The organism is Sphingobium sp. TomMM7A, assembly GCF_055397305.1.
Genome location: NZ_AP027311.1, coordinates 747,677 through 772,341, shown reverse-complemented (window position 1 = coordinate 772,341; position 24,665 = coordinate 747,677). Strand labels below are relative to the sequence as shown.

General features: G+C 62.5%; 21 protein-coding genes and 1 tRNA gene. 15 read left to right on the top strand and 7 right to left on the bottom strand.

From position 1 onward, the window contains the following. The first annotated feature begins 41 nt into the window (after positions 1-41). The 3 genes from ACZ5ZH_RS03980 to ACZ5ZH_RS03970 all read left to right on the top strand — a co-directional run bounded on the left by ACZ5ZH_RS03980 (position 42) and on the right by ACZ5ZH_RS03970 (position 2,457). Positions 42-887, top strand: a complete 846-nt coding sequence (locus ACZ5ZH_RS03980; RefSeq protein ID WP_464772249.1) for an AAA family ATPase — start codon at positions 42-44, stop codon at positions 885-887. A 41-nt stretch (positions 888-928) separates the two neighbouring features. Continuing rightward, entirely contained in the window at positions 929-1,342 is a 414-nt protein-coding gene (locus tag ACZ5ZH_RS03975) for a GFA family protein (protein WP_464772589.1), read from the top strand. Between the two features lie 92 nt (positions 1,343-1,434). Beyond that, on the top strand, positions 1,435-2,457 hold the full coding sequence (locus ACZ5ZH_RS03970; RefSeq protein WP_464772248.1) for a hypothetical protein: 1,023 nt from the start codon (positions 1,435-1,437) through the stop codon (positions 2,455-2,457). Positions 2,458-2,462: 5 nt separating this feature from the next. Here ACZ5ZH_RS03970 and ACZ5ZH_RS03965 read toward each other — a convergent pair whose 3' ends face one another. Continuing rightward, positions 2,463-3,842 (bottom strand): methyl-accepting chemotaxis protein, encoded by a 1,380-nt coding sequence (locus ACZ5ZH_RS03965; RefSeq protein ID WP_464772247.1) that lies wholly within the window; start codon positions 3,840-3,842, stop codon positions 2,463-2,465. Between the two features lie 128 nt (positions 3,843-3,970). On the opposite strand from ACZ5ZH_RS03965, the gene ACZ5ZH_RS03960 reads away from it, so the two are divergent. Continuing rightward, positions 3,971-5,146 carry a vWA domain-containing protein gene (locus tag ACZ5ZH_RS03960; protein ID WP_449472135.1) on the top strand — a complete coding sequence of 392 codons (1,176 nt, stop codon included), beginning with the start codon at positions 3,971-3,973 and terminating at the stop codon, positions 5,144-5,146. Positions 5,147-5,152: 6 nt separating this feature from the next. Here the strand turns inward: ACZ5ZH_RS03960 and ACZ5ZH_RS03955 are convergent, their stop codons facing one another. Continuing rightward, positions 5,153-6,241: an anhydro-N-acetylmuramic acid kinase gene (locus tag ACZ5ZH_RS03955; protein WP_464772588.1), complete on the bottom strand. Its 1,089-nt coding sequence runs from the start codon at positions 6,239-6,241 to the stop codon at positions 5,153-5,155. 130 nt (positions 6,242-6,371) lie between these two features. Between ACZ5ZH_RS03955 and tyrS the strand changes: the two genes are divergently transcribed. Continuing rightward, a complete protein-coding gene (gene tyrS / locus ACZ5ZH_RS03950) occupies positions 6,372-7,589 on the top strand; it encodes a tyrosine--tRNA ligase (RefSeq protein WP_464772246.1) in 1,218 nt (405 codons plus the stop codon). Between the two features lie 75 nt (positions 7,590-7,664). Next, complete coding sequence (locus ACZ5ZH_RS03945; protein ID WP_449472133.1) at positions 7,665-8,018, top strand: PilZ domain-containing protein; 354 nt, start codon at positions 7,665-7,667, stop codon at positions 8,016-8,018. Between the two features lie 90 nt (positions 8,019-8,108). Here the strand turns inward: ACZ5ZH_RS03945 and recG are convergent, their stop codons facing one another. Further along, on the bottom strand, positions 8,109-10,172 hold the full coding sequence (gene recG / locus ACZ5ZH_RS03940; protein ID WP_464772245.1) for an ATP-dependent DNA helicase RecG: 2,064 nt from the start codon (positions 10,170-10,172) through the stop codon (positions 8,109-8,111). Between the two features lie 85 nt (positions 10,173-10,257). Between recG and ACZ5ZH_RS03935 the strand changes: the two genes are divergently transcribed. From ACZ5ZH_RS03935 to ACZ5ZH_RS03920, 4 genes are all read left to right on the top strand, one after another. After that, a complete protein-coding gene (locus tag ACZ5ZH_RS03935; protein WP_460987952.1) occupies positions 10,258-10,527 on the top strand; it encodes an FAD assembly factor SdhE in 270 nt (89 codons plus the stop codon). A 147-nt stretch (positions 10,528-10,674) separates the two neighbouring features. Beyond that, positions 10,675-14,136 (top strand): transcription-repair coupling factor, encoded by a 3,462-nt coding sequence (gene mfd, locus ACZ5ZH_RS03930; protein ID WP_464772244.1) that lies wholly within the window; start codon positions 10,675-10,677, stop codon positions 14,134-14,136. A gap of 126 nt (positions 14,137-14,262) precedes the next feature. After that, on the top strand, positions 14,263-14,673 hold the full coding sequence (locus ACZ5ZH_RS03925; RefSeq protein WP_464772243.1) for a hypothetical protein: 411 nt from the start codon (positions 14,263-14,265) through the stop codon (positions 14,671-14,673). Continuing rightward, the gene (locus tag ACZ5ZH_RS03920; protein WP_464772242.1) at positions 14,660-15,388 is read left to right on the top strand and encodes a TorF family putative porin; all 729 of its coding nucleotides are present in this window, start codon (positions 14,660-14,662) and stop codon (positions 15,386-15,388) included. Before ACZ5ZH_RS03925 ends, ACZ5ZH_RS03920 begins: the two co-directional genes overlap by 14 nt. A 6-nt stretch (positions 15,389-15,394) precedes the next feature. Here ACZ5ZH_RS03920 and ACZ5ZH_RS03915 read toward each other — a convergent pair whose 3' ends face one another. Further along, positions 15,395-17,413, bottom strand: coding sequence for a putative bifunctional diguanylate cyclase/phosphodiesterase (locus tag ACZ5ZH_RS03915; protein ID WP_464772241.1), 2,019 nt, complete (start codon positions 17,411-17,413; stop codon positions 15,395-15,397). Positions 17,414-17,534: 121 nt separating this feature from the next. On the opposite strand from ACZ5ZH_RS03915, the gene moaA reads away from it, so the two are divergent. The 3 genes from moaA (at position 17,535) to ACZ5ZH_RS03900 (ending at position 19,475) form a co-directional block, all read left to right on the top strand. Next, positions 17,535-18,548: a GTP 3',8-cyclase MoaA gene (gene moaA, locus ACZ5ZH_RS03910; protein WP_464772240.1), complete on the top strand. Its 1,014-nt coding sequence runs from the start codon at positions 17,535-17,537 to the stop codon at positions 18,546-18,548. Then, complete coding sequence (locus ACZ5ZH_RS03905) at positions 18,545-19,321, top strand: NAD kinase (RefSeq protein WP_196226276.1); 777 nt, start codon at positions 18,545-18,547, stop codon at positions 19,319-19,321. The genes moaA and ACZ5ZH_RS03905 overlap by 4 nt, the downstream gene beginning before the upstream one ends. A gap of 79 nt (positions 19,322-19,400) precedes the next feature. Next, positions 19,401-19,475: transfer RNA gene (locus ACZ5ZH_RS03900), tRNA-Asn, on the top strand. Positions 19,476-19,713: 238 nt separating this feature from the next. On the opposite strand, the gene ACZ5ZH_RS03895 is transcribed toward ACZ5ZH_RS03900, so the two are convergent. Genes ACZ5ZH_RS03895 through ACZ5ZH_RS03885 form a run of 3 tightly spaced genes read right to left on the bottom strand, consistent with a single transcriptional unit; the run spans position 19,714 to position 22,283 of the window. After that, complete coding sequence (locus tag ACZ5ZH_RS03895) at positions 19,714-21,012, bottom strand: SPOR domain-containing protein (RefSeq protein WP_464772239.1); 1,299 nt, start codon at positions 21,010-21,012, stop codon at positions 19,714-19,716. Positions 21,013-21,025: 13 nt separating this feature from the next. Further along, on the bottom strand, positions 21,026-21,544 hold the full coding sequence (locus tag ACZ5ZH_RS03890; RefSeq protein WP_196226278.1) for a hypothetical protein: 519 nt from the start codon (positions 21,542-21,544) through the stop codon (positions 21,026-21,028). 16 nt (positions 21,545-21,560) lie between these two features. Beyond that, positions 21,561-22,283 (bottom strand): AAA family ATPase, encoded by a 723-nt coding sequence (locus ACZ5ZH_RS03885; protein WP_449472118.1) that lies wholly within the window; start codon positions 22,281-22,283, stop codon positions 21,561-21,563. Positions 22,284-22,463: 180 nt separating this feature from the next. On the opposite strand from ACZ5ZH_RS03885, the gene ACZ5ZH_RS03880 reads away from it, so the two are divergent. Beyond that, the gene (locus ACZ5ZH_RS03880; protein ID WP_464772238.1) at positions 22,464-23,510 is read left to right on the top strand and encodes an SPOR domain-containing protein; all 1,047 of its coding nucleotides are present in this window, start codon (positions 22,464-22,466) and stop codon (positions 23,508-23,510) included. Positions 23,511-23,583: 73 nt separating this feature from the next. Further along, entirely contained in the window at positions 23,584-24,603 is a 1,020-nt protein-coding gene (locus ACZ5ZH_RS03875; RefSeq protein ID WP_464772237.1) for a 2-oxoadipate dioxygenase/decarboxylase family protein, read from the top strand. Positions 24,604-24,665: the final 62 nt, after the last annotated feature.

Sequence of the window (24,665 nt, the reverse complement as noted above, 5' to 3'; positions counted from 1 at the left end):
GCTTTCCCTACTCGGGTGGCAGTAGAGGAAAGCGAAGATTCATGCGGTTTGAAGGTACGGAAGATTATGTCGCAACCGACGACCTGAAGGTCGCGGTGAACGCTGCGGTGCTGCTGCGCCGCCCCCTTCTGGTGAAGGGTGAGCCCGGTACTGGCAAGACGGTGCTGGCGCAGGAAATCGCCAACGCGCTCGACGCGCCGCTGATCGAATGGAACGTCAAATCGACGACCAAGGCGCATCAGGGCCTGTACGAATATGATGCGGTGGCACGGCTGCGCGATGGCCAGCTAGGCGACCCGCGCGTTCATGACATCAGCAACTATATCCGCAAGGGCAAGCTGTGGGAGGCTTTCACCTCCCCTACCCTGCCCGTGCTGCTGATCGACGAGATCGACAAGGCTGACATCGAGTTTCCCAACGACCTGTTGCAGGAACTCGATCGCATGGCGTTCCACGTCTATGAAACCGGCGAGACGGTCGCGGCGCAGGAACGGCCGGTGGTGGTCATCACCTCCAACAATGAGAAGGAGCTGCCTGACGCTTTCCTGCGGCGCTGCTTCTTCCACTATATCAAGTTCCCCGACCGGGAGACGATGCAGGCCATTGTCGATGTCCATTTCCCGGGCATCCAGAAGATTTTGGTCAGCCGCGCGCTCGACCTCTTCTACGAGATACGCGATGTGCCGGGCCTGAAGAAGAAGCCGTCCACCAGCGAGTTGCTCGATTGGCTGAAGCTGCTACTCAATGAAGACATGCCGCTGGAGGTGTTGCAGGATCGCGATCCGACCAAGGCCATTCCGCCGCTTCATGGCGCCCTGCTGAAGAATGAGCAGGATATCATGATGTTCGAACGTCTGGCATTCATGGCGCGACGGCAGGGGCGGTAAAGGCTGGGATTGCCCTGCCCGGCGCAATGACGGAGGCGCGCATGGCGCATGAAGCGGGATGTCTGTGCGGAGCGGTGCGCATCAAGATCGATGCGGAACCTATGGCGGCGCGCATGTGCTGGTGCAGGCTGTGCCAATATCTCGGCGGGGGATCAGGCACGGTCAATGTCTGCTTTCCGACGGAGAAGGTGCAAAGCGAGGGCGAGGTTCGTTGGCATGAGAGAATCGCCGACAGCGGCAACAGGATGCGCCGTGGTTTTTGCCCCGAATGCGGAACACCCCTGTTCAGCATTGCCGAGTCGCGGCCGCACCTGACTTTCATCAGGGCTGGCGCGCTGGATGATCCGGGCCTGTTGGCACCGCAGGCGGTGATCTGGACGGAGGCGGCCCCGCACTGGGCGCATCTGGACCCGGAACTGCCGCATTATCCGGCGCAGATTCCGCCGGTCGCATAAAAGGCCGCTTGCCTTAGCCTTGCGGTTTCGCTCAACCTTCCCCGATAAATTTCAGAGCCGCGACAAGACGGCGTGAAATGGGAAGGATGCCTATGCCGAAACTCTCCTTGTCGCTGTTGCCGATCCTCTTGGCTTTGCCGGTGCCCGCACTGGCGCAGGGTGCCGATGTGCAGGAAGCGTGGGTAGCGAGCGATGGGAGCCTTCGCGCCCGCGCCTCGGGGATCAGTCTGCCCCAGACGATCGCCGGGCTTTCCCTGTCCAAAAGTGGAGAGGTCACGAACGGCGGCAAGGGCATCGACAATTATGCCCAGTATCTGTCGGAGGACGGGGCGGTGCAGGCGACTTTGTACGTCTATCTGCCCAGCTATGCTGACGCGTCGATCGCCGCTTACATGACCGACCGCGCGGTGACGGATCGTTTTGGACCGAAGACACGCCGCACTGCTTTTGAAGGCGTTCCGTTGCAGGGCAAAGGTGGCCGCGCGATCCGTGCGGTTTATGATGATGCAGCCGACGGGGCGCTGACCACGGCAGCAGCTTTTGCCCAGGCTGGGCGCTGGCTCGTGAAACTGCGCGTCACGGGGCCTAGCGAACGGCGCAAGGAGGTATTGGCGGGGCTGGATGGCATGCTCGGCAGCTTGCATTTCGATGATGCGGCTGCGGTACGGCCAGTCTCTCCGGTGCGGTTCGCGGACTGCCCGGCGAGTGATGACGGGGATGCGCAACTTACCGCTTTTCTTCCTGTCGCAGCGGTTGATGTCCGCGCCGTTCGCGAGGTGGCCGGGTCCTTCTGCATCCGGGGACAGGTGCAGACCAGCGAAGGCAGCTATGATGTTCTGGCGCAGCAAGGTGCGTCTGGCGGATCGGTCATCGTACCGATCGATGATGCGGGCACGGTGCTTGCCTTCGATCCAGCGGTTGACGGCAAGGGCTATCAGCTATCGATACATTCGGTCGGCGAGACGAAGCTTTACGGCGTTTATGACCACGTACCGAGTTCTCGGCAGATCGCGAAGATTCTCGATGGCAAGGACCCTCAGACGGCGCACGCGCGGACGACTGCCGCCTATGCCGCCAATGGGGAGGTCATAGTGCGCGAGGGCGCGGCGAACTGACGGGATCAGATGAGGTAACCGACCTCATAGAGGCCCCAGCGGCGGCCTTCGAAGATTAGCGGAACGAACACGCTGCGAAGCGCGCGATAGCGGCCCTCGCCAAGGTCCTGACGATAGGTGAAAAGGAAAAAGTCTCCCTCACCATCGAGCGCGCGGCGGGTCTGGCTGTCCATGAAAATCTGCCGGTTACGGGCATATTCCATGTTCCATTCCGGCATGCCCGGCCGCTGAGGCTGGCTTCGCGACGTGATGTGCGTCGGCAGATAGCCGTTCATGTCGATCAGGCAGCAGCCGACGATGGCATTATCCTGCCCGGTCTGGCGATCCAGAATCGGGCGGAGGACGCGGTCGGCAAAGACCATGAAGCCATTTTCATATTGCGGCGGGTGGGAGCCTTGGATCGGGCGATAATTGCTGTCGAATAGCGCCGATGGCGTCAGTTCACCCGCAGCCAGAGCGTCATTGATCAGGCGCGACACTTCTGCCGCGCCATCTTCGGCATAGGCAATGTAGCGACTGTTGCGCGTCTGATGCCCGCCATGAGCGGCGGTGTTGAGCATGTCGTTCGCCATGCCCTCAAGCTGCTCAAGCTGGGCCTTGGCCATTTCGACGCGCTGGGTGCTTTCGGCGGCGGAGTCGCTGAAGTTCGTGAGGCCAGCACGTAGCGCGCCTACGTCGGCGTCGGCTTCATCGGTGCAGGTGACGATGGCGTGGGAACGCTCGCCAAATTGGGTCACGAGCGAGGCGATTTCTGCCATGGTGACGCTCAACGTGTCGATATGGGCGCTGACGTCCCGGCCGCGTCCGATATTGGCTTCCACGCCGCTGATCAGATGGCGCGCGTCGCGATCGAGCTGGCCGAGCTTGTCACCGACCGATGCCGCGGACTCGCCCGCTTGCCCGGCGAGGCGGCGGATTTCGTCGGCCACGACAGCAAAGCCCTGCGTCGCCTCCCCACCGCGCGCCGCTTCGATCGCGGCGTTGACGCCCAGCAGCCGCGTTTGGCGTGCGATCGCGCCGAGTTGATCGGATATGCCGCCGACGGCTTCGATGACCCCGAGAAACTGACGAAGCCTTCCCTCCAGCCCCGTGACATGGTCGACCAGCCCTGCAACCTGGGCGAGGGACTGGGTAATCGCTTCATGCCCTTCGGCAATGATGCGGGCAGCACGCCGGGACGTGAGACTGAGTTCCTGAGCCGCCACCACGCTTTCATTCTGGCTGACGGCCAGCGCCTCCATATTGGTTTGCAACTGTGAGAGGCGGAGCGAGTCGGATTGGATGCGCCGAGTAAGTTCCCCGAGGAAACCCGCCGTCTCGCTGCATTGCAGCGCAACGTCGCCGGAACGCTCACCCAGATCCGTCAATAAATGCTCATTTTCCAAGGAGTGCCACCCCAAACCGCCCGCTTGTGAATAGTGCCTTATTAACGATGCGATGCAACACTTAACATTTGATCAACCATGCGCAGCCCCTTGCATCCATGGCAGGGCTGTCAGACAAGGCGGTCATCATGATGCTGAACTTTCTCGACGCGCTCAGGGCCGCTGGCATTCCCGCTGGCATCAAGGAGCATCTGCTTTTGTTGGAGGCGCTGGACCGTGACGTGATCGGTCAACGGCCCGAAGAATTCTATTATCTCGCGCGGGCGACCTATGTGAAGGATGAAGGGCTGATCGACCGGTTCGATCAGGTCTTCGCCAAGGTCTTCAAGGGCGTGCTGGATGCGAGCGGGGTCGAGGCCGAGATTCCCGAGGAGTGGCTGCGCCTCGTCGCGGAGAAATATCTGAGCGCCGAGGAGATGGAGAAGATCAAGTCTCTAGGCAGCTGGGACGAGATCATGGAGACGCTGAAGAAGCGTCTGGAGGAGCAGAAGGGGCGCCATCAAGGCGGGAACAAGTGGATCGGCACGGGCGGGACTTCGCCCTTCGGCAATGGCGGTTATAATCCCGAAGGCGTGCGGATCGGCGGCGAGAGCAGGCACAAGCGCGCCATCAAGGTGTGGGAGAAACGCGAGTTCCAGAACCTCGACAGCAGCAAGGAACTGGGCACGCGCAACATCAAGGTCGCGTTGCGGCGGCTGCGGCGCTTTGCGCGCGAGGGGGCAGCGGATGAGCTGGACCTGGAAGGGACTATCCGGGGCACAGCTCGGCAAGGTTGGCTCGATATACGGATGCGGCCAGAACGGCATAATGCGGTCAAGCTATTGCTCTTCCTGGACGTTGGCGGATCGATGGACCCGTTCATCCGGCTTTGCGAGGAGCTGTTTTCCGCCGCGACGACCGAGTTCAAGAACATGGAGTTCTTCTATTTCCACAACTGCCTCTACGAAGGCGTGTGGAAGGACAATCGGCGCCGCTTTTCAGAGCGTATTCCGACATGGGATATCCTGCATAAATATGGGCATGACTATAAGGTCATCTTCGTTGGCGATGCGGCGATGAGCCCTTATGAGATCAGCTATCCCGGCGGTTCCGTCGAACATATGAACGAGGAACCCGGCGCGGTGTGGATGAGCCGGTTGCTGCATACCTATCCGGCCGCCGTGTGGCTGAACCCGACCCCGCGCGACCATTGGGACTATAGCCAATCGACGCGAATGATCCGGGAGATCATGAGCCAGCGCATGTATCCGCTGACCCTTGAGGGCATCGATGACGGGATGCGGGAACTGACGCGAAAGCGGTAAGCTGCGTCAGGCAGGATCGAATAGGACGCCGCCCGTCATTGGGGCGGGAACGCCGGTGGTGCCGGGAAAGCTGATCGGCAAGGATTTGAGGTGGCGGACCGCCATATAGGCGAAGCCCTGCGCCTCAAGGGCGTCGCCATCCCAGCCGAGATCATCGACCGGGCGTACCTCTGCGCTGGTGAAAGCGGCCAGCATCCCCATCAGGGTCGCGTTGTGGCGGCCACCTCCGCCTACATAGATGGAGGACGGCCGGGACGGGAGATGGTCAAGCGCGCGGGCAACCGCCCTGGCGGTGAACGCGGTCAACGTCGCTGCACCATCCTCAAGCGACAAGCCATGCATCGCATCGAGGGTGAAGGCTTCACGGTCGATGCTCTTGGGAGGCAGCGTGTCGAACCAGGGGTCTGCCATCAAACTGTCGAGCCGCGCTTCATCGATTTGGCCGCGAGCAGCAGTGGCGCCATTTTCGTCGAAGGGTCGATCGCTATGCGTCTGCATCCAATTGTCGATCAGACCGCTCGCCATGCCGGTGTCGAAGGCAAGGAGTTCGCCATCATTTCCGATGGCGGTGATGTTGGCCACGCCGCCCAGGTTCAAGATAGCCGTCGGTTTGCGCAAATCGTTCGCCAAGGCCCGGTGATAGATAGGCATTAGCGGCGCGCCCTGCCCCCCTGCGGCAACATCCGCGCTGCGCAGGTCGCCGACCACGGGAATTCCGAACGCCCCCGCCAATGCGACACCATCGCCGATCTGCCATGTCCAGCGCCATTCCGGCCGATGCGCAACCGTGTGACCGTGGAAACCGATAACGGCGATATCCTGCGCTATATGCCCGCTGCGCGCGAGGAGATCGGTGACGGCTTCGACATGAAGCTCGGTAAGTTCGGCTTCCACGGACTGAATGAGAGGCTCAAAGTCCGGCTTGTCCATCGCCATGGCGCGCTGGCACGCTTCGGCCAGGCGAATGCGAAAGCCCTCCCGATAGGGCATGGCATGGAAGGTGACGGGATTGCTGACGCCCTCTCCGTCGGTTTCGATGAGCGCGGCGTCGATGCCGTCACGCGAGGTGCCCGACATGAGGCCGATCGCCAGCATGGGTTGGCTGTGTGTCACCGCTTCGATCCTTTTGCTCTCCTCCATTCTGTGTAGCGGAATGGATCGAGACACAAGTTCAGGATGACGGGGAGTGACGTTGTTGTGTCGTGATGCTAGAGGGCGCCGCATTATGACCAGCTACTCGTCCGATCTGCTCCGCCTCTTGGAGGCACGTGGCTACATTCATCAACTGACCGATGCAGAGGGGCTCGATGGTCTTGCCGCCAAGCAGATCGTGCCGGGCTATATCGGCTTTGATCCGACGGCTCCGTCTTTGCATGTCGGGCACCTCGTTTCGATCATGATGCTGCGGCAGTTGCAGAAGGCGGGGCATAGGCCGATCGTCCTGATGGGCGGCGGCACGGGGAAGATCGGCGATCCAAGCTTCAAGGACGAGGCGCGCAAGCTGCTCACCACCGAGACGATCGCGGAGAATGTCGCGAGCATCAAGCGCGTGTTCGAACGGTTCCTGACCTTCGGCGACGGGCCGACCGACGCGATCATGCTCGACAATGCCGAATGGCTCGACCGGCTGGAATATATCCCGTTCCTGCGGGAAATCGGTCAGCATTTCTCGATCAACCGCATGTTGAGCTTTGATTCGGTGAAGCTGCGGCTGGATCGCGAGCAGTCGCTGTCCTTCCTCGAATTCAACTATATGATCCTTCAGGCCTATGACTTTCTGGAGCTGTCGCGGCGGTCGAGCTGCCGGTTGCAGATGGGCGGATCAGACCAGTGGGGGAATATCGTCAACGGCGTCGAACTGGCGCGCCGGGCGGATGGAACGCAGGTGTTCGGGCTGACCACGCCGCTACTCACCAATGCCGATGGCACGAAGATGGGCAAGACGGTGGGTGGTGCGGTCTGGCTGAACGAAGATCAGCTTTCCACCTATGATTATTGGCAGTTCTGGCGGAACACGGCAGACGCGGACGTCGCCAACCGGCTGCGGCTGTTCACCGACCTGCCGATGGACGAGGTCGCACGGTTGGCTGCGCTTCAGGGCGCTGAGATCAATGAGGCGAAGAAGGTTCTGGCCAATGAGGCGACGGCGCTGTGCCGGGGAACCGATGCTGCGCTTGCTGCCGCAGAAACGTCGCGCAAGACCTTTGAAGAGGGCGCTTCGGACGCCAATCTGCCGACGATCAGTGTGGGGGCCGAAGGGCTGACCATAGTTCAGGGCACCTCAGCACTTGGCTTTGCCGCTTCCAACAAAGAGGTCAGACGCAAGCTGGCCGAAGGCGCCATTCGCGTGAACGGCGAGGTCGTGAGCGACCCCATGCTGGCGCTGAAGCCCGGAGACAAGGTGAGCTTCGGCGCTAAGAAACATGGGCTGGTAACTGCTTGAAACTTTAGAGAGTTAAAGGCGAATTAAGTAAAGCTGGTAAGGAAGGCGCCACCTTCCTCACCTTAAGCTCCGATCATGTCTTCGGTGCTCGCCAGCCTCGCCCAGGTCGCCCGTTCACGGGACCCTTCCATCAATCAGCGCCGCACGCCCCGCGTGCTGGTGGATATGGTCAGCCATATCTCTGCCCGAGGCCGAACCCATGGCGTCCGGGTCATCAACATCTCTGAACTCGGCTTGATGTGCCGAACCGATGCAGAGATCACGATTGGCGAACGGGTCGCCATCTGGCTGCCCGTCGTCAAGGACGTTCAGGCCGACGTTCGATGGTCAGAGGATGGCCGGGTCGGGGTGGAGTTTTGCCAGCCCATTGATCCGCAAGTTTATGAGGCCATGCTGTCGCTCATCCCGCCACGGCAGACCGCCTGGTAAGGAGCTGTTCGAAGCCCTGATCGGCTTCGATCCGTTGACGTGACCGGACAAGCGCCTCCGGCATTTCGCGCGCTGAGCAGGCCGCGCGAATTAGCCGCTTCGGAGCAATCCCACCGCGGCATCTCGTTCGAACAGGTAAAGGCAGGTTCTGGCCGCCTGGCCGCGCGCTTCGTTCAGCCCACCGTCCCGGTCAATCAGGAGATGAGCGTCATCGCGTGCGCTGTCGAGCAGGGCGGACAGATGTTCCGGCGTCGCGATCTTCAGCTGCGCTTCGCCTGATTGCCGCGTACCGAGGATTTCGCCTGCGCCACGGAGGCGGAGGTCTTCTTCGGCTATGCGGAAGCCGTCATTGGTTTCGCGCATCAGGGCAAGGCGTGCGCGGCTGGTCTCACTCAGGGCGCCACCGCGCAGGAGGATGCAGACGCTGTGGTTCTGGCCGCGCCCTACCCGGCCGCGCAGCTGGTGGAGCTGCGCGAGGCCGAAGCGGTCGGCGCCTTCGATGATGATGAGATTGGAATTGGGGACATCGACGCCGACTTCGATGACGGTGGTGGCGACGAGGATTTTTGTGCGGGCGGTGGAAAAAGCCTCCATCGCGGCGTCCTTTTCCGGGCCTTTCATGCGGCCGTGGACAAGGCCGACGAGATCGCCAAAGCGCATTTTCAGCATTTCGGCGCGGGCTTCGGCGGCGGCCTGATCGCTGGTTTCGCTTTCCTCGACCAAGGGGCAGACCCAATAGGCTTGGCCGCCGGTTTCGATGTGGCGGGCGAGCGCTTCGACCACTTCATCGAGACGGTTGGCGGACATGACCACGGTCTGGATTGGCTGACGACCCGGCGGCATCTCGTCGAGGCGGGAGACGTCCATTTCGCCATAGTAAGTCAGCGTCAGGGTGCGCGGGATCGGGGTGGCGGTCATCACCAGCAGGTGCGGCGTGCGCTCGGCCTTGGCGGCGAGCATCATGCGCTGGGCGACGCCGAAGCGGTGCTGCTCATCGATCACCGCAAGGGCGAGGTTTTTGTAACGGACGGCTTCCTGAAAGATGGCGTGGGTGCCAACGAGGATGTCGATGCTGCCATCGGCGAGGCCCATCAGGCTGGATTCGCGCACCCTCCCCTTTTCGCGGCCGGTGAGGATGGCGATGGTGACGGGGAGGCCCGACGCCATCTTGCGCAGCGTTTCATAATGTTGGCGCGCGAGGATTTCCGTCGGGGCAAGGAGTGCGCCTTGAGCGCCTGCCTCAACCGTGTTGAGGAGGGCCATGAGCGCGACGAGAGTCTTACCCGAACCGACGTCGCCTTGCAGGAGGCGGAGCATGGGGACAGGCTGGGCCATGTCGCCTTCAATCTCTCCGAAGGCGCGGCGTTGCGCGCCGGTCGGGGCGAAGGGGAGTTCGAGCATGGCGCGCAGACGGCCATCTCCCTCGATGGGGATGCCCCGGCGCTTGCGGGAGGATTGGCGGACCAGCATGAGCGCGAGTTGGCCTGCGAAAATTTCATCATAGGCGAGGCGCTCGCGGGCCTTGGCATCGCTGGGGTCGGCGTGGATGCGGGTGAGCGCCTCGTGCCATGTCGGCCAGCCCTTTTGGGCGAGCAGGCTGGGTTCGATCCATTCGGGGAGATCTGGGGCGCGGCTCAGTGATTGCCCTACGAGGTCGCGCAGGCGGTTATTGGTGAGGCCTTCGGAAAGGCCGTAGACTGGCTCTCGCGCCGGGATGGTGGAGGCTTCCTCCGGCGGAAGGACATAGTCGGGGTGGACGATCTGGAGATTTTCGCCATAGGCCTCCAGCTTGCCGGAGATGAATTTGGGTTCGTTCAAGGGCAGCAGCTTGCGGGGCCAGGCGCTGTTGCGGCCGAAATAGACGAGCGCGACCGTATTGCCGTGCCTGTCCTGCGCTATGACACGGAACGGCGCGCGGGCGCTGCCGGAGGCGCGGTAGTCGGTAGGCGTGAGCTCTATGCCGATGACCCGGCCTGAGTCGGACAGGATCAACTCGTCCACCATGCGGCGATCGACAAAGCTGACCGGCAGGTGGAATAGGACATCGACGGCGCGGGCCAGCCCCAAGCGCTCCAGCGGCTTGGCAAGCGCGGGGCCGACGCCCTTCAGGGCTTCGATTTCGGTGAAGAGTGGGTTGAGGATATCGGGTCGCATGGCTATCTGACGCCATCTAGCCCAGCCGGGACGATGCGCAAACATCTGATCGGTGTATTCGGCATGTCCGCGCAAGGAACAAATTGTGAACGAAGATCCCCGCATCCGCCGCCTGCAATTCCGTGCCTGGCATCGCGGCATCAAGGAAGCGGACCTGGCGGTGGGTGGATTTTTTGATCGCTACCATGCCGAGTGGGGCGCGGAGGAGATCGACTGGTTCGAGCGGTTTATCGAGGAACAGGATGCCGACATCATGGCTTGGGCCTTGGGGACGTTGCCGTTGCCCGAGCAATGGCGCGGACCAATGTGGGACAAGTTTGTGAAGATGGATTTTGTCGAGATTGGGAGGAAGTGACTTCTTCTCCCCTCCCGCAAGCGGGAGGGGCAGTGAGACTTGCCGGGCCGCAGGTTCGGCTAGTCGCAGCGGGGTGGGCCTGCGCCGCCTCTGCTGGATTGCCCACCCCTAGCCCCTCCCGCTTGCGGGAGGGGGACTGAGATGTAGATGACCGACCTTCTGAAAATCCTCAAAGCCTCCTCCCCCATCACCCTTTCCGGGGTTCCGGCGGGATTCCAGCCATGGTTGCTCGCGGACATCGCTCGGGCAGCGCCTTCGCGCGCCTTGTTCGTCGCGCCGGATGAGCAACTCATGCGAGCGGTGGCAGATACGGCGCATTATTTCGCGCCGGAGATCGAGATTGTCGAAATCCCGGCTTGGGACTGCCTTCCCTATGACCGGGCCAGTCCTTCGCTGCGGACGGCTTCGGCGCGTCTGGCGGGGCTTTATGCGTTGCAGGAGAAGCCCAAGTGGCCGCAGCTTGTCCTGACAACGCTCAATGCGTTGACGCAGCGGACGCTGACGCCTTTCCGCGTGCGGCAGTTGGTGGCGAAGCTCGCGCCCAAGGAGCGGATAGCGATTTCGCGGCTCGCAGAGATGTTGCAGGCCAATGGCTACGTCCGCACCGATACTGTGCATGACCGGGGCGAGTTCGCCATTCGCGGGGGCATAGTCGATCTGTTTCCCGGTGGTGAGGAACAGCCCCTGCGACTTGATTTCTTCGGAGACGAGATCGAGACGGTGCGGCGTTTTGATCCCGCCGATCAGCGGACCAGCGGGAGTGTCGAAGGCTTCACCCTCCTCCCCGCGTCCGAAGCTTTGCTGGATGAAGAGACGATCAAGCGGTTTCGCGGCCGTTACCGCGAGACGTTCGGGGCGACGGCGACCGGCGATCCGCTCTATCAGGCGGTGAGCGACGGGCGGCGCTTGGCAGGGATGGAGCATTGGCTGCCGCTGTTCGAGGAACGGCTGGTGCCGATGACCGAGCATCTGGGCGACGATACCGTGGTCGTGCTGGATCATGGCGTGGCGGGCGCGGCGGAGGCTCGGTTCGAGGCGATCCGGGACTATCACGCCAATCGGGTGCAGGCGAAGTCGTCCGATCCGGGGGCTTATCGGCCGCTGGAGCCCAAGGCGCTGTATCTGGAGCAGCAAGAATGGGACGGCATCGTGCGCGAATGGCCGATGCATGCGACCACGCCGTTTCATGAACCGGAAAGCGCCTCCGTCATCGATTTCGCCGTCGATGGGCCTCGCGATTTCGCGCCGGAGCGGGCGCAGAACGCCAATGTCTATGAGGCGGTGGGGAAGCATATCGATTCCCTCCAGCGGGCGAAGAAGAAAGTCGTCATCGCCAGCTACTCCGGGGGCGCGCGGGAGCGGCTTTCGGGGCTGCTGGTCGATCATGGGCTGAAACGGGTCGCGGCGGCGGATAGCTGGCAAGAGGCGCTGGGGATCGCTGCGGGGGGCAGCACGGTGCTGACCGTCCTGCCGCTGGACCATGGCTTTGCCGCGCCCGATGTGGCCGTGCTGACCGAGCAGGACATGCTGGGCGACCGGCTGGTGCGGCGGGCCAAGCGGAAGAAGAATGCCGACGCCTTTTTGCAGGAATTGGCGACGCTCTCGCCGGGCGATCTGGTGGTGCATATGGACCATGGGATCGGGCGCTATGAGGGGCTGACGCAGATTCCGGTCGCCAAGGCGGCGCATGACTGCGTGGCGCTGGAATATGCGGGCGGCGACAAGCTGTATGTGCCGGTCGAGAACCTGGAGGTTCTCTCCCGCTACGGCTCCGACAGCGAGGGGGTGAGCCTCGACAGGCTGGGCGGCGAGGCGTGGCAGCGGCGCAAAGCGAAGATGAAGGAGCGCATCCGCGAGATTGCGGGTGAGTTACTCAAGACGGCGGCCGAGCGCGCGCTCCGGGCGGCGACGGTGGCGGAGCCGGATAGCGCGGGCTATCCGGCCTTTGTCGATCGCTTCCCCTATCAGGAGACCGAAGATCAGGACCGCGCCATCATGGACGTGGTCGAGGATCTGGGCGCGGGGCGGCCGATGGACCGGCTGGTGTGCGGCGATGTGGGCTTCGGCAAAACCGAGGTGGCTTTGCGCGCCGCTTTCGTGGCGGCGATGGCGGGGATGCAGGTTGTGGTGATCTGCCCGACCACCCTGCTCGCCCGGCAGCATCATATGAATTTCGAGGAGCGGTTCAGAGGCTTTCCAGTCAATATCGGGCGGCTGTCGCGGCTGGTGCCGGACAAGGAAGCGAAGGCGGTCAAGGCCGGGCTGGCCGATGGGACGATCGATATTGTCGTCGGCACCCATGCGCTGTTGGCGAAGGGGCTGGAGTTCAAACGGCTGGGCCTCGTCATCGTGGACGAGGAACAGCGGTTTGGCGTCACGCACAAGGAGCGGTTGAAGGGCCTGAAGACCGATGTTCATGTGCTGACGCTGACGGCAACGCCGATCCCCCGGACATTGCAAATGGCGATGTCGGGCTTGCGGGAACTGTCCGTGATCCAGACACCGCCGGTCGATCGTCTGGCGGTGCGGACGTACATCATGCCCTGGGACGGGGTTGTCATCCGCGAGGCCTTGCTGCGCGAACATTATCGCGGGGGGCAGAGCTTCTTCGTCGTGCCGCGCATTGCCGACCTGACCGAGGTGGAGGAGTTCCTGCGAACAGAAGTGCCGGAGGTGAAGCCGATCGTCGCCCATGGGCAGATGAGCGCTACCGAGGTTGAGGAGCGCATGTCGGCCTTCTACGACAAGCGTTATGACGTGCTGCTGTCGACGACGATCGTTGAGAGCGGCCTTGATATTCCCTCGGCCAATACGCTCATCATCCATCGCGCGGATCGGTTTGGGCTGGCGCAGCTGTACCAGCTTCGCGGGCGCGTGGGGCGGTCGAAGACGCGGGCCTATGCCTATTTCACGACGCCCACGAACAAGGTGATCACCGAAACGGCGGAAAAGCGGCTGAAGGTGCTGTCCGACCTCGATACGCTGGGCGCCGGGTTCCAGCTGGCGAGCCACGACCTCGACATTCGCGGCGCGGGCAATCTGGTGGGTGACGAGCAATCGGGCCATATCAAGGAAGTCGGGTTCGAACTCTACCAGTCGATGCTAGAGGACGCGATCCTTGAGGCCAAGGCAGGCGGCGCCGGGATTGAGAAGCGGGACAGCTTCTCGCCGCAGATCAGCGTCGATGCGCCGATCCTCATACCGGAGGATTATGTGCCCGATCTTGACCTGCGCATGGGACTGTATCGCCGCCTGAACGAGGTGGAGGATCGGCAGGGGCTGGAGGCTTTTGCGGCGGAGTTGATCGACCGCTTCGGCAAGCTGCCGACGCCGACGCAGAATCTGTTCAAGATCATCGAGATCAAGCAGAATTGCGTGACGGCCAATATCTCGAAGATCGATGTGGGGCCAAAGGGCGCGCTCGTCAGCTTCTTCGAAGATCGCTTCCCCAAGCCGGAGGGACTGGTTGCCTATATCCAGCGGCTTAATGGCGTGGCGCGGTTGCGGCCGGATAGCAAGGTCGTGGTCAATCGCGCCTGGGCTGACCCGGCGGCGCGGTTGAACGGAGCGCTGCAATTGTCAAAGGGTTTGGCGAAGTCGGCTGCATGAGACAGCCTGTCTCAGCCTCCTTCAGCACCGCTTTGTCGTGCGTCAGCAAAGTAGCAGCAACATCGGCTATCTAAATGCTGCGTCGATGACTGGACAGCAAAGTCCGGCATCGAGCAGGAGATTGACATGATTTCGACCTTCGTAGCGATGGCGGCGGTTGCCGCCACGCACAGCGTGCAGATCGACCATCGCGGAACGCCGGTGCAAGCCAATTATTCGGCTCGCGTAGAGTTCACGACCAAGACGGTCGGTGCGAAAACGCCCAACCGCATGGATATGCAACGGTGCCATTGGACCGCGACGGTCATAGTGGACCGCGCACTCAATCATAGTCCGGCGCTGGCCCGCACGGTTTCCCATGACAAGCGTTTTTCCGGCAGCGAGCATGGGGCATGTACCCCCGGCCGCAAATCGGGTGAACGCAATATGGCAGAGCATGACGCGGCGATCCGCGAACATCTGGTAGCGGTGGCCGAGAAGGATCTCGCGCCGTTGATCGCTGAACTTGATGCGGTTCGCAATCTTGCCTCAAACTGACGCACGCTTGATGGTGGCGGCGGCAATGATGCTGGCCGTCACCCCTTCACCAGCCTTGGCGCAATATGCTGACCGGTTTTCGGCAACCGCCGAGGTGGCAAGTGATGAACGCAGGCGGGGGTTGAGCTGGAGCGATGGCGACCCGGTCGTGCGGGGAACAATCGCCGTACAGGCGACGGAGGGATTGAGCTTCGATGCCACGGCGACGTCCTTATGGAACAGCAGCCGTCACCGTGGCGCCGATGCCGTGCTGGACTTTGGCACATCTTATGCCCGGCAGATGGGCGCATGGCGGCTTTCTGCGAGAGGGGTATATCACCTGTTTTCGGGTGCGTCGGGACAGGGATATGGCGAGGTTGGAGCTGGTGCGGGCTTTCTGATCGGCCCGGCAAATATCGACGTCAACGCCAGCTATGCACCACCGCAAAGCTCGATTGGCGGAGATAATCTTTACCTCTCGGCGTCGGCGTCGGCTGGCATCCCCGGCACGCCGTTCACCGTTTCGGCGCATATCGGTCGTTCGAGCGGCCGGACCCGCGATGTGGGCGATGCAGCCCGCTTGCGGCCTGATGGCACATATTGGGACCATGGGGTCAGCATCGATTATCTGAAGCGGCAATGGTTTGCGGGCGTGCGTTATGCGAACAGCAGCATCGATGGCGAGGCGCACCATTCAGGAGCAACCCTGATCGGCCGGGCGGGAATCGCCTTTTAGGGTGCCTCAGCCCTTAAGCGCCATCGCGGCCAGTTCAGCGGAGGATATCCCGGCGGATCGCAGAAAGCCCTGATAATAGTCACAACCCTCGCGCGCCAGCAAATCGAGCTGCTGCTGTGTCTCCACTCCCTCCGCAATGACGCTCATGCCGAGGGACTTGGCCATGTGAATGACCCCCCGCACCACGATCCGGTCGCGGGCAGTGCCCGCGATGTCCTGGGCCAGGCCGCTATCGATCTTGAGATAGTCGAGGGGGAGGCTCTTCAGATAGGCAAGGCTGGAATAACCGGTGCCGAAATCATCGACCGCCACCGCCAGACCCTCCGCGCGAAGAGCGGTGAGGAGCGCGGTGGCCGCAGCGATATTTTCGATGAGGCCGCTTTCGGTGATCTCAACCGTCAGGCGTGAGCGGGGAAAGCCGCTTTCGTCAACGAGGTTGAGGAACTGTGACATGAAGCCGGGCTGCGCGATGTCGGCGGCGGTCACGTTGATCGACAGACGAAGATGCGAGAGCGTCCGGGGCCAAGCCGCCGCCTGACGCAGCGCTTCGGCCTGGATGTGGGCCGAAAGTGGAAGCATATAGTCGGATCGTTCGGCTGTCGCGAAAAGCATGCCCGCGCCGAGGGGGCCATATTGAGGATGGTTCCAGCGGGCCAGCGCCTCCACCCCCGTCATATGATCGCCCCCTACCGGATATTGCGGCTGGAAGACGATGCCGATTTCGCCCCGGTGCAGCGCGAGGCGCAGATCGGTTTCCAATTGATCGGCATCGACCTGTCGGCTGCGCTTTTCGGCCGAGAAGATGCGAATGCCCTCGCCGCCTCCTGCCCGCGCGTCCGCGAGAGCGGTTCCCGCGCGGCGGAGCAGCCGGGTAGCATCATCGTCAGTTCGCGATTGGGCGATGCCGCAGCGGGCCGTCAGGCGGATTAGGTGATCGCCTGCGCTAAAGGGCCGGACGATGACGCCGATTAACTGGCGCGCGAGGAAGGTTGCGCGATCACTGGCGGCTGCCTCGCCCGTGAGGCCGACGAGAAATTCGGTCCCGGCGATGCGGGCCACGATCGCGCCGGGCGCGGCGTCTGCCGCCATTCGCTCGATCCGCCTCGCAATCCGGCCGAGCAGGGCGTCGCCGACCACCTGACCATAGGCGGCGTTCATGCGGTCGAACTGACTGATCGAGAGCAGGAGGATCGTGGTGGCAAGACCGGAACGCTTTTCCAACCACTCAAGCGCCGCCTGCCGCGAGCGAAGGCCGGTCAGGTCGTCCCGGCCGGTCGCATCGTCCCCATGCGTGTCGGACAACCACTCAACATCGGCAGCCACGACGCCGTCGATCAAGCGGAGATGATGAACGAGCCGGTCGCCCGGTCTCCCCGGCGCGGCATGGGCAAAGGATTCTGGCCGACCCGATCGCATCATGCCGCGCAGGCCCGCAATAACCGACCGCCGTTCTGCGCGGGGCAGGCAGCGAGCAAACTGCGCAGGGCTGATCATCTGGCGATCCAGGTTGAGGTGCCGGGCGAGATTGTCGCTGAGACGCAGGGATCGCCCTCCCCGCTCCAATTCCCAGAATAGCGCGTCGCCACGGCGTATACGTTGGGCGCGCTGGCTAGGCATTGTGCCGCCGCCGAGACGGTCCACAAGACGCTGGGCCGAAGCGAGCGTCGCCCGCAACTGATCGGTTGAAAATGGAGCGGCGAGAAAATGGGTCGCTCCCGCTTCCAGCAGCGCCGTGACAGATCCCAGCGCCTGCGCGTCGATCAGGGCGATGAGCGCTCCACCGCCCGCCTCTACGGCCGGGGAAAAGGCATCGATGAGGCCGCTGGCTCCGTCCGTCGCATCGCGCATGTCGACAAGGGCGATCTGAGCATCGCTATGCAGGAACCGTTGCGGCGCATCCTTCGTGCGCCGGGCCGCGATGGCACGCCAGCCAGCCAGACCAGCCGCGCGCGACAAGCCATCCCTGTCACCGGGCGACAGAATGAAAAGGCTGCGCTGTCCATGCAGTGCGGATTCACCGCTCACATCAAAACTCCCGGGGTACAGCGCATGGCGGGCATATAGCAGACAGGCGTTAGCGACCCGTTCACGCTCCTGCAACCGGCAGTGCTTGCACCGGACTTTGCCATGGCCTAGCTAGTCGAGCATGAACAAGCCCGATCTTGGGCGCACGGCCATGACCGATGCGTTGGGCCGCCGGATCAGCTATTTGCGGATTTCGGTCACGGATCGGTGTGACTTGCGTTGCCGCTATTGCATGGCGGAGCGCATGACCTTCCTGCCCAAGGATCAGGTGCTGACGCTGGAGGAGATCGCGCTGCTCGCCGACCTTTTCATCGCTCGTGGCGTTCGCAAGATCCGGCTGACTGGCGGCGAACCGCTGGTCAGGCGGGACATTGTCGACCTGGTGCGGCGCATCGGACGCCATTTGGGCGAAGAGCTCGACGAACTGACATTGACTACCAACGGCACGCGGCTGGCCCAGCATGCCGAGGCACTTTTCGACGCGGGCGTACGGCGGATCAATGTCAGCCTCGACAGCCGGGATCCCCAGCGGTTCGCCCATGTCACGCGCAATGGGGACATCCGGCCGGTTCTTGAGGGGCTGGCGGCGGCGAAGGCAGCGGGTCTCGCGGTCAAGATCAACATGGTGGCGCTGAAGGGCGTCAATGATGATGAAATCCTGCCCATGCTCCAATGGTGCGATCAGCAGGGATTCGACCTGACTTTGATCGAGACGATGCCGCTGGGCGAGACTGGCGAGGATCGCACTGATCATTATCTGCCGCTGACGGAAGTAGTGGAACAACTGCGGCAGCAGCATGAACTGCGACCGATCGCGCATCGCACGGGCGGGCCTTCACGCTATCATGCGGTTGACGGAATGCGTGTGAAATTGGGGCTTATCACGCCCCTGACCAACAATTTCTGTGCAGATTGCAACCGTATGCGCATGACCTGCGAAGGGAAGATATTCATGTGCCTGGGACATGAGGATCATGTCGACCTTAAGACCGCCTTCCGTGAAGGTGGCATCGGGGCGGTCGAACCACTGATCGATCGTGCGCTGCGTTTGAAGCCAGCCAAGCATGATTTTCGCATCGGCGGCGATGCGCCGACCGCAGCGGTTAGCCGCCACATGAGTGTAACGGGCGGATGACCGAGGAACCACGGCGCGCCCTTCTGGCGTCCCCCACCCAAGCTGCGAAGGCCGCCGAAGAACGGCTTCGCGCCGCCTATGAGTTCGTCCCTGTGGAACAGGCGAACATGATCATCGCGCTGGGTGGCGACGGGTTCATGCTGCAAACGCTGCATTCCATGCTGGAGAACCGCCGGATCATGCCTGTGTTCGGAATGAACCTTGGCACGGTCGGCTTCCTGATGAACGAATGGCGGCTGGAACGGCTGGAACAGCGGATCGAGGCGGCCAAGCTTTTCAAGGTCAATCCGTTGCGCATGACGGTCGATACCGTCGATGGCGAACGCTTTTCGATTCCCGCCATCAATGAAGTGTCGCTGCTGCGTGAGACGCGCCAGACGGCGAAGCTGGAAGTCCATGTAAATGGCCGAACAGCGCTCACTGAACTGGTATGCGACGGCGTGCTGGTCGCAACGCCTGCTGGCTCTACGGCCTATAATCTGTCCGCGCATGGCCCTATCCTGCCGCTGGGGTCGGGCCTGGTAGCGTTGACGCCGATCAGCCCCTTTCGTCCCCGCCGCTGGCGTGGGGCGATCCTGCCTGAAAGCACGGCGATCCGTTTCACCGTGCTTGATCCGGTGAAGCGCCCCGTTAGCGCGGTCGCGGATCAGCGCGAAGTCCGTGACGTCGCCGAGGTCGAGGTGCAGATCGATCGAGGGACGCCTCTCACCCTCCTTTTCGACCCCGAACATACGTTGGATGACCGGATCGCAGCGGAACAATTCATCGCCTGAAAAAATTCGCAATTCTGTCCTTGCCATCCGAAGAATCTCGCTGCTATAGGCGCGGCCTGCCCAGCGAGAGCCGGGCTGCTCCCCGATAGCTCAGCGGTAGAGCATTCGACTGTTAATCGAATGGCCGTAGGTTCGAATCCTACTCGGGGAGCCACTTTCGCCCACTTGGGCAGCTCCAGAAATTTGCGGAATATAGCGGAATTCGTCCGATCGGACGGACAAGCGCGCCCATATTCGCTTGCCGGAATATCGCTGCGTCGCTTCGTATGTTGAGACTGTAGAGATGAACTGCTCGCCACCGAAGCGACGCCCTTTGCTGTCTCGAAAGAGCGTAAACACGACAAACCCCATCCCCATGAGGGGATGAGGTCATCGATCTGAAAGACGTTAGGTCAGCGCGAAGCGAACTGGCGCGGCTTGGATGCCAGCGCCCACCGCTGCGGCGCCGCGCCGGGGGCTTTTTCCCGAACGAAGCATTGGCCACGGCGAGCGCGGATTGCGCGGCATAGCGCCGCCGCTTCCACACGATCGTCAAAGCCGCTGACCGCAAGGCGGGCATAGCTGACGCCGTTCACGGTAATCTGGCTGGTGAGGACCGGCAACGCGGCTATCGCGCTGTTCCGGCGGGCGATGTCGTACCATTTCTCCTTGGCGATCGCAGCGTTTGAATAGGCGCCAAGTTGAACGACCCACGGGCTGTTCCCATTGCCATCGAAACGAAGTGCTGGGCGAGCCGCGAGCGGAGCGCGAGCGACTGCCTGCTGGCGGAGCCCTGCGGCCTTTGCCGGAGCATGGGATATTTTCATGGGCATCGCCGGAGCGACATAAGGCGTGAAGGCGACCGCCTGCTGAACTGGTTCCTGCTGCGTCGCTTCGGGGGCCACCTCCTCGGCAACGGAAGCGGTCGGCGTTTCGGCCGCACTTGCCTCTGCCATCTGGACCGGCGCGGCTTCGGTGGCGAGGGCGAGCGCGACGGGCTGACCCGCGTCGCTGCCATCAACGGCTATGCCCATCAGACCGGCAATGCGCTGCTGCGCGAAATCGGGAGCAGCGGTCTGCGCCCACTGAGCGATGCGCTGATTGGCGGCGAGCGGTTCGAGGTCGAGGCCCGCCATCACGCGCGCATCCTTCCACCGTCCCGCCAGCGCATAGGCATAGGCGAGATTTTGGCGCGTGCGCGCGGTGGCCGAGGGATCGTGAATGGCTTCGGACAGGATGCGAACACCCTCTGCCGCGTCGCCAGCCATTGCCATGGCGAGTCCATAGTCGCTCGCGGGAACGACGTCTGAATTGGTCGCGAGCAACTCGCGCGCAGCATCATTCTTCCCAAGCGCTACCTTCACCAGGGCGAGGCTGACGATCGTGCGGGAATCGCGATTGCCAAGGGTCATTGCGTCGGTGAGCGCGGTTTCGGCGGAAATGAGACGGCCACTCGCGATATAGGCGCGGCCCAGCAACTGCCGATAATTTGCGTCTTGTGGAGCAGCTTTGACCGCCGCCTCTGCCGCCGCGACTGCGCGAACGCCATCCCGGCTGATCAACGCCTTGTCGATGGCTGCCGTCGCACGGCTGGGATCCTCCTTGGCCGCTGCGATCGCAGACGGACGGAATGCCGCGCCGGTGCAGCCGACCATCGTGGTTCCAACGATCAGCGACGAAAGTGCCGCCTTGGAAAGAGCGCTGCGCTTCATGGCTTGATCCTTCTTACTCTGCTTCGTCGCGCGGCAGTTGCTGCGCGAGCCGGTCGATTTCCGGCAGGCTGGCGAGGAAAATATCGAGTGCTTCGGTCACCATCTGTTGGGCAGAACGGCCCGCGACGGCGCTCGCAAGGCGAAGCTTCAGATGCCGATCCGCGTCCAGCCGCAGCGTGAAGGCGGCCTTGCGGCCTTTGGTTCCGGTGCGGATGGCGGGAGCGATCGTCTTGACCGCTTCTTCCATGCGCTCGGCCAATTCCTCTCGCTCGACAACGACGGAAGGGATGGGCGCGGCTACCGGCGGCAGCGTCATCGGGGTAAGTCCGACAACGGCGCGAGGTTCAGCAGGGACCGGTTCAGGCTCGGTCACATCGAAGCCCATGTCGTTCCAGCCCAGATCATCCTGGAGCAGCGCTGCCGTTGCCTGATGGCCAAAGCCCATTATCGGGCGGCGCATGGCGGGCTGGGCAGCGCCCTTGCGGGCGAGAAGTCCGGAGGTCAGCGAAGCGAGTGGCTTGGGTTCGGCCATGATGTCTTCCCTCCCTTTACTGACCTACGACGCGGCGGCCGAAGCCACCCGTCGCTGGACGAACCGCACCGCTGGTGCCCGCCGTGCCGTTGGGCACCGAGAAGACCGTGCGACGGAAATTCTTTTCCAGACGGTCGGAGACATAGGTCCACAATTGCGTGACCTCGCCCGCCGAACGGCCGTTGGGATCAACCTCCATCACCGTGCGGCCGTCGATCATCGATGCGGCGAAATCGGTGCGGTGATGCAGTGTTACCGGCGCAACTGTGCCATGCTGGGAAAGCGCTACCGCAGCTTCCGATGTGATGCGCGCCTTAGGCGTCGCGGCGTTGACCACGAAGATCAGCGGCTTGCCTGCCCGTTCGCACAGGTCCACCGTCGCACCAACAGCGCGCAGGTCATGAGGGCTGGGACGGGTCGGCACCACGATCAGTTCGGCGACGGAGATGACGCTTTGAATGGCCATGGTGATCGCCGGGGGCGTATCGATCACGGCAAGTTTGAAGCCCTGCTGACGCAGAATTTCAAGATCGGCCGCGAGACGCGCGACCGTCGTCTGGGCGAAGGCGGGAAATTCGGCCTCACGTTCATTCCACCAGTCGGCAAGGGACCCCTGGGGATCGATGTCGATCAGGACGACCGGGCCAGCGCCTGCCCTTTGCGCCTGAACGGCCAAGTGACCAGACAAGGTGGTCTTCCCCGATCCGCCTTTTTGCGATGCCAATGCGAGTATGCGCACGCGCGTTTCCCCCAGAAAATCCAATTGCCTATTGGACTGCCACGGCGGCACCTAAAAATTGGTTAACTTCGGCGCATCCTTCAAAAGGAAGCATGGTATGAAGAATGCGCCTTCTAATGCTAAGCGAGCGTTAACCTTGTTCGCTCATAGGCTGGGGCTACGCTGTTCTTTCAGGAGCACATGCACATGAAGTACATCTGGGGCATCTTGGCCGCCGCAACGATGCTGAGTCTGGCGCCGCCTGCCCTTGCCGATGTAAAAGCCGGGGTCGATGCCTGGCAGCAGGGTGATTATGAAAAAGCCGTCAGCGTCTGGCGGCCGCTTGCGCAGGCTGGCGATCCTGATGCGCAATTCAACATGGGCCAGGCGAACAAGCTTGGACGCGGTTTCAAAGCCGACATGGCCGTCGCGCTCGATTGGTATCGGAAGGCCGCCGCGCAGGGGCACGTTCGGGCCGAGGACAATCTCGGCCTGCTGATGTTTCAGCAAGGGGAGCGTGCGAGCGCCCTTCCCTATCTGCAGCGATCCGCGGCGCGGGGCGAACCGCGCGCCCAATATATCGTCGGCACGGCCCTTTTTAACGGAGATCTGACGACCAAGAACTGGCCCCGCGCCTATGCCCTGATGAGCCGGGCGGCGGCGGCGGGCCTGGCGCAGGCAACGGCCAGCCTGAAGCAGATGGATAAATATATCCCTGATGATCAACGTCAGCAGGGGCTCGCGCTGGCGCGGGAGATGGGCCAGAACGAGGTAGCGGCGCTGGCGGAAGCCAATGGCCGCCTGTCCGCCATGCCCATTCTGCGCGAAGAAGCGCCGTCGATGGCGAGCGCCGATCTGCGACCTGCGCGCACTCCGGAAAAGCCTGCGCCCGTCAAGCCATTGCCGAAGCCGAAATCTGATGCGCCCAAGGCCGCCGTGGCCGCCGCCCAAACGCCGAAGCCAGTCGTTGAAAAGGCTAAGGCCAGCAAGACGCCAGAGCCCAAGGTAGCTGCCAGCGGACCCTGGCGCGTACAGCTGGGAGCATTTAGCGAAGAAGCCCGCGCGCGAGCGCTTTGGACCAGTCTGCGCGGCAAAGTGGCTGGCCTGTCGGCCTATCAGCTTTTTCTGGTGAAAGGCGGAGCAATGACCAGGTTGCAGGCTGGGCCGTTGGCAAACAACGCGGAAGCGTCTCGGCTATGCAGTGCCATCAAGGCTGCCGGTGCCGATTGCATGCCCCGGAAAATGTGACGAGACATAATACTGGCTCTTGGAAGTCGGGGATCGGCGCGCGATAACGGTCATATCCGATATGGAGCGCGCCATGGCCGTCGATAGCGATCAGGGAAATGTAACAGCGCTGGTCAGGGCCACGCTGGGCGATAGTGCTGCGGAGCAAGTGCTTGCGGCGCTTACGATCGCACCGACTTTGCTGGCGGAAACCGGCCCTTATGTCTCTCGGGCAGCGCTTGCCATGGCCTTGAACGTCATTCTGTTTCACGGCCTACTGCAACGGGTTCCGAGCGGCGCTGCTTATGTGGCGGACAGGTTGGCCAGCGGTGGCAAAGTGGTGTTCGATCATGGAGCACTAAGAACGATCCGCCTGCCCCAAGGCCCCACGGGAGCTTTGCCCGCCGGGGAAGACGCTTTCACGCGTATCCTAAAGCCATTGGGCTACACGCTGGCTGGGGTTTATCCTCTGGACCGGCTGAAAATGACCGGGCGCGCCTATGCGCATGCCGACGCGCCTCAAGACATTCCTCAATTCTTCGTTTCGGAACTGCATGTCGATCGGTTTGATGCCGAGTTTGCTACAATCGCGGCGCGCGTGTTTGGCACGTCGCGCGATCCGCTCGATCCGGAAACGCTGGCAGTATTGCGCGCCTATGACGCTGGACAGCTTGTCCCATTCCAGCATGCGCGGACGGCTTTGCCGGTCCTGGTGTCTGCCTTCGATCGGCAGCATGATCCTGCCACGTTGGAAGACTATGAACTGTTGCTATCGCGGTCACCTGAAGCCGCGTGGATCGCGACGGAGGGTAACGCCTTCAACCATGCCACCGACCGGGTAGCGGATGTCGCGGCCTTGGCCGAATGGCTGAAAGCTGAAGGATGGCCGATCAAGGATGAGGTTGAAATTTCCCGCAATGGCCGCGTGAAGCAGACCGCCCTTCGCGCGGACCCGGTCGAACGGCTATTTGCCGGAAACAAGGTGCGGCAAGTACCCGGTTCTTTCTACGAATTCATCAGCCGGGATGTCGATCCCGCAAACGGGTTGCTGGACCTGTCATTCGACTCGGGGAATGCCACCGGAATTTTCGCGATGACGAGCGCCAATGGTTGAAGTCCTTTAACGGCTTGATCATGGGGGCGGCATAAGGCAACGGCTTTCCCGATCATTCGCGG

Bases quoted from the DNA above. Each gene is read 5' to 3' on its own strand.
- ACZ5ZH_RS03980 (WP_464772249.1), top strand. From the start codon at position 42: ATGCGGTTTGAAGGTACGGAAGATTATGTCGCAACCGACGACCTGAAG.
- ACZ5ZH_RS03975 (WP_464772589.1), top strand. From the start codon at position 929: ATGGCGCATGAAGCGGGATGTCTGTGCGGAGCGGTGCGCATCAAGATC.
- ACZ5ZH_RS03970 (WP_464772248.1), top strand. From the start codon at position 1,435: ATGCCGAAACTCTCCTTGTCGCTGTTGCCGATCCTCTTGGCTTTGCCG.
- ACZ5ZH_RS03960 (WP_449472135.1), top strand. From the start codon at position 3,971: ATGATGCTGAACTTTCTCGACGCGCTCAGGGCCGCTGGCATTCCCGCT.
- ACZ5ZH_RS03955 (WP_464772588.1), bottom strand. From the start codon at position 6,241: ATGCTGGCGATCGGCCTCATGTCGGGCACCTCGCGTGACGGCATCGAC.
- tyrS (WP_464772246.1), top strand. From the start codon at position 6,372: ATGACCAGCTACTCGTCCGATCTGCTCCGCCTCTTGGAGGCACGTGGC.
- ACZ5ZH_RS03945 (WP_449472133.1), top strand. From the start codon at position 7,665: ATGTCTTCGGTGCTCGCCAGCCTCGCCCAGGTCGCCCGTTCACGGGAC.
- recG (WP_464772245.1), bottom strand. From the start codon at position 10,172: ATGCGACCCGATATCCTCAACCCACTCTTCACCGAAATCGAAGCCCTG.
- mfd (WP_464772244.1), top strand. From the start codon at position 10,675: ATGACCGACCTTCTGAAAATCCTCAAAGCCTCCTCCCCCATCACCCTT.
- ACZ5ZH_RS03925 (WP_464772243.1), top strand. From the start codon at position 14,263: ATGATTTCGACCTTCGTAGCGATGGCGGCGGTTGCCGCCACGCACAGC.
- moaA (WP_464772240.1), top strand. From the start codon at position 17,535: ATGAACAAGCCCGATCTTGGGCGCACGGCCATGACCGATGCGTTGGGC.
- ACZ5ZH_RS03905 (WP_196226276.1), top strand. From the start codon at position 18,545: ATGACCGAGGAACCACGGCGCGCCCTTCTGGCGTCCCCCACCCAAGCT.
- ACZ5ZH_RS03895 (WP_464772239.1), bottom strand. From the start codon at position 21,012: ATGAAGCGCAGCGCTCTTTCCAAGGCGGCACTTTCGTCGCTGATCGTT.
- ACZ5ZH_RS03890 (WP_196226278.1), bottom strand. From the start codon at position 21,544: ATGGCCGAACCCAAGCCACTCGCTTCGCTGACCTCCGGACTTCTCGCC.
- ACZ5ZH_RS03880 (WP_464772238.1), top strand. From the start codon at position 22,464: ATGCACATGAAGTACATCTGGGGCATCTTGGCCGCCGCAACGATGCTG.
- ACZ5ZH_RS03875 (WP_464772237.1), top strand. From the start codon at position 23,584: ATGGCCGTCGATAGCGATCAGGGAAATGTAACAGCGCTGGTCAGGGCC.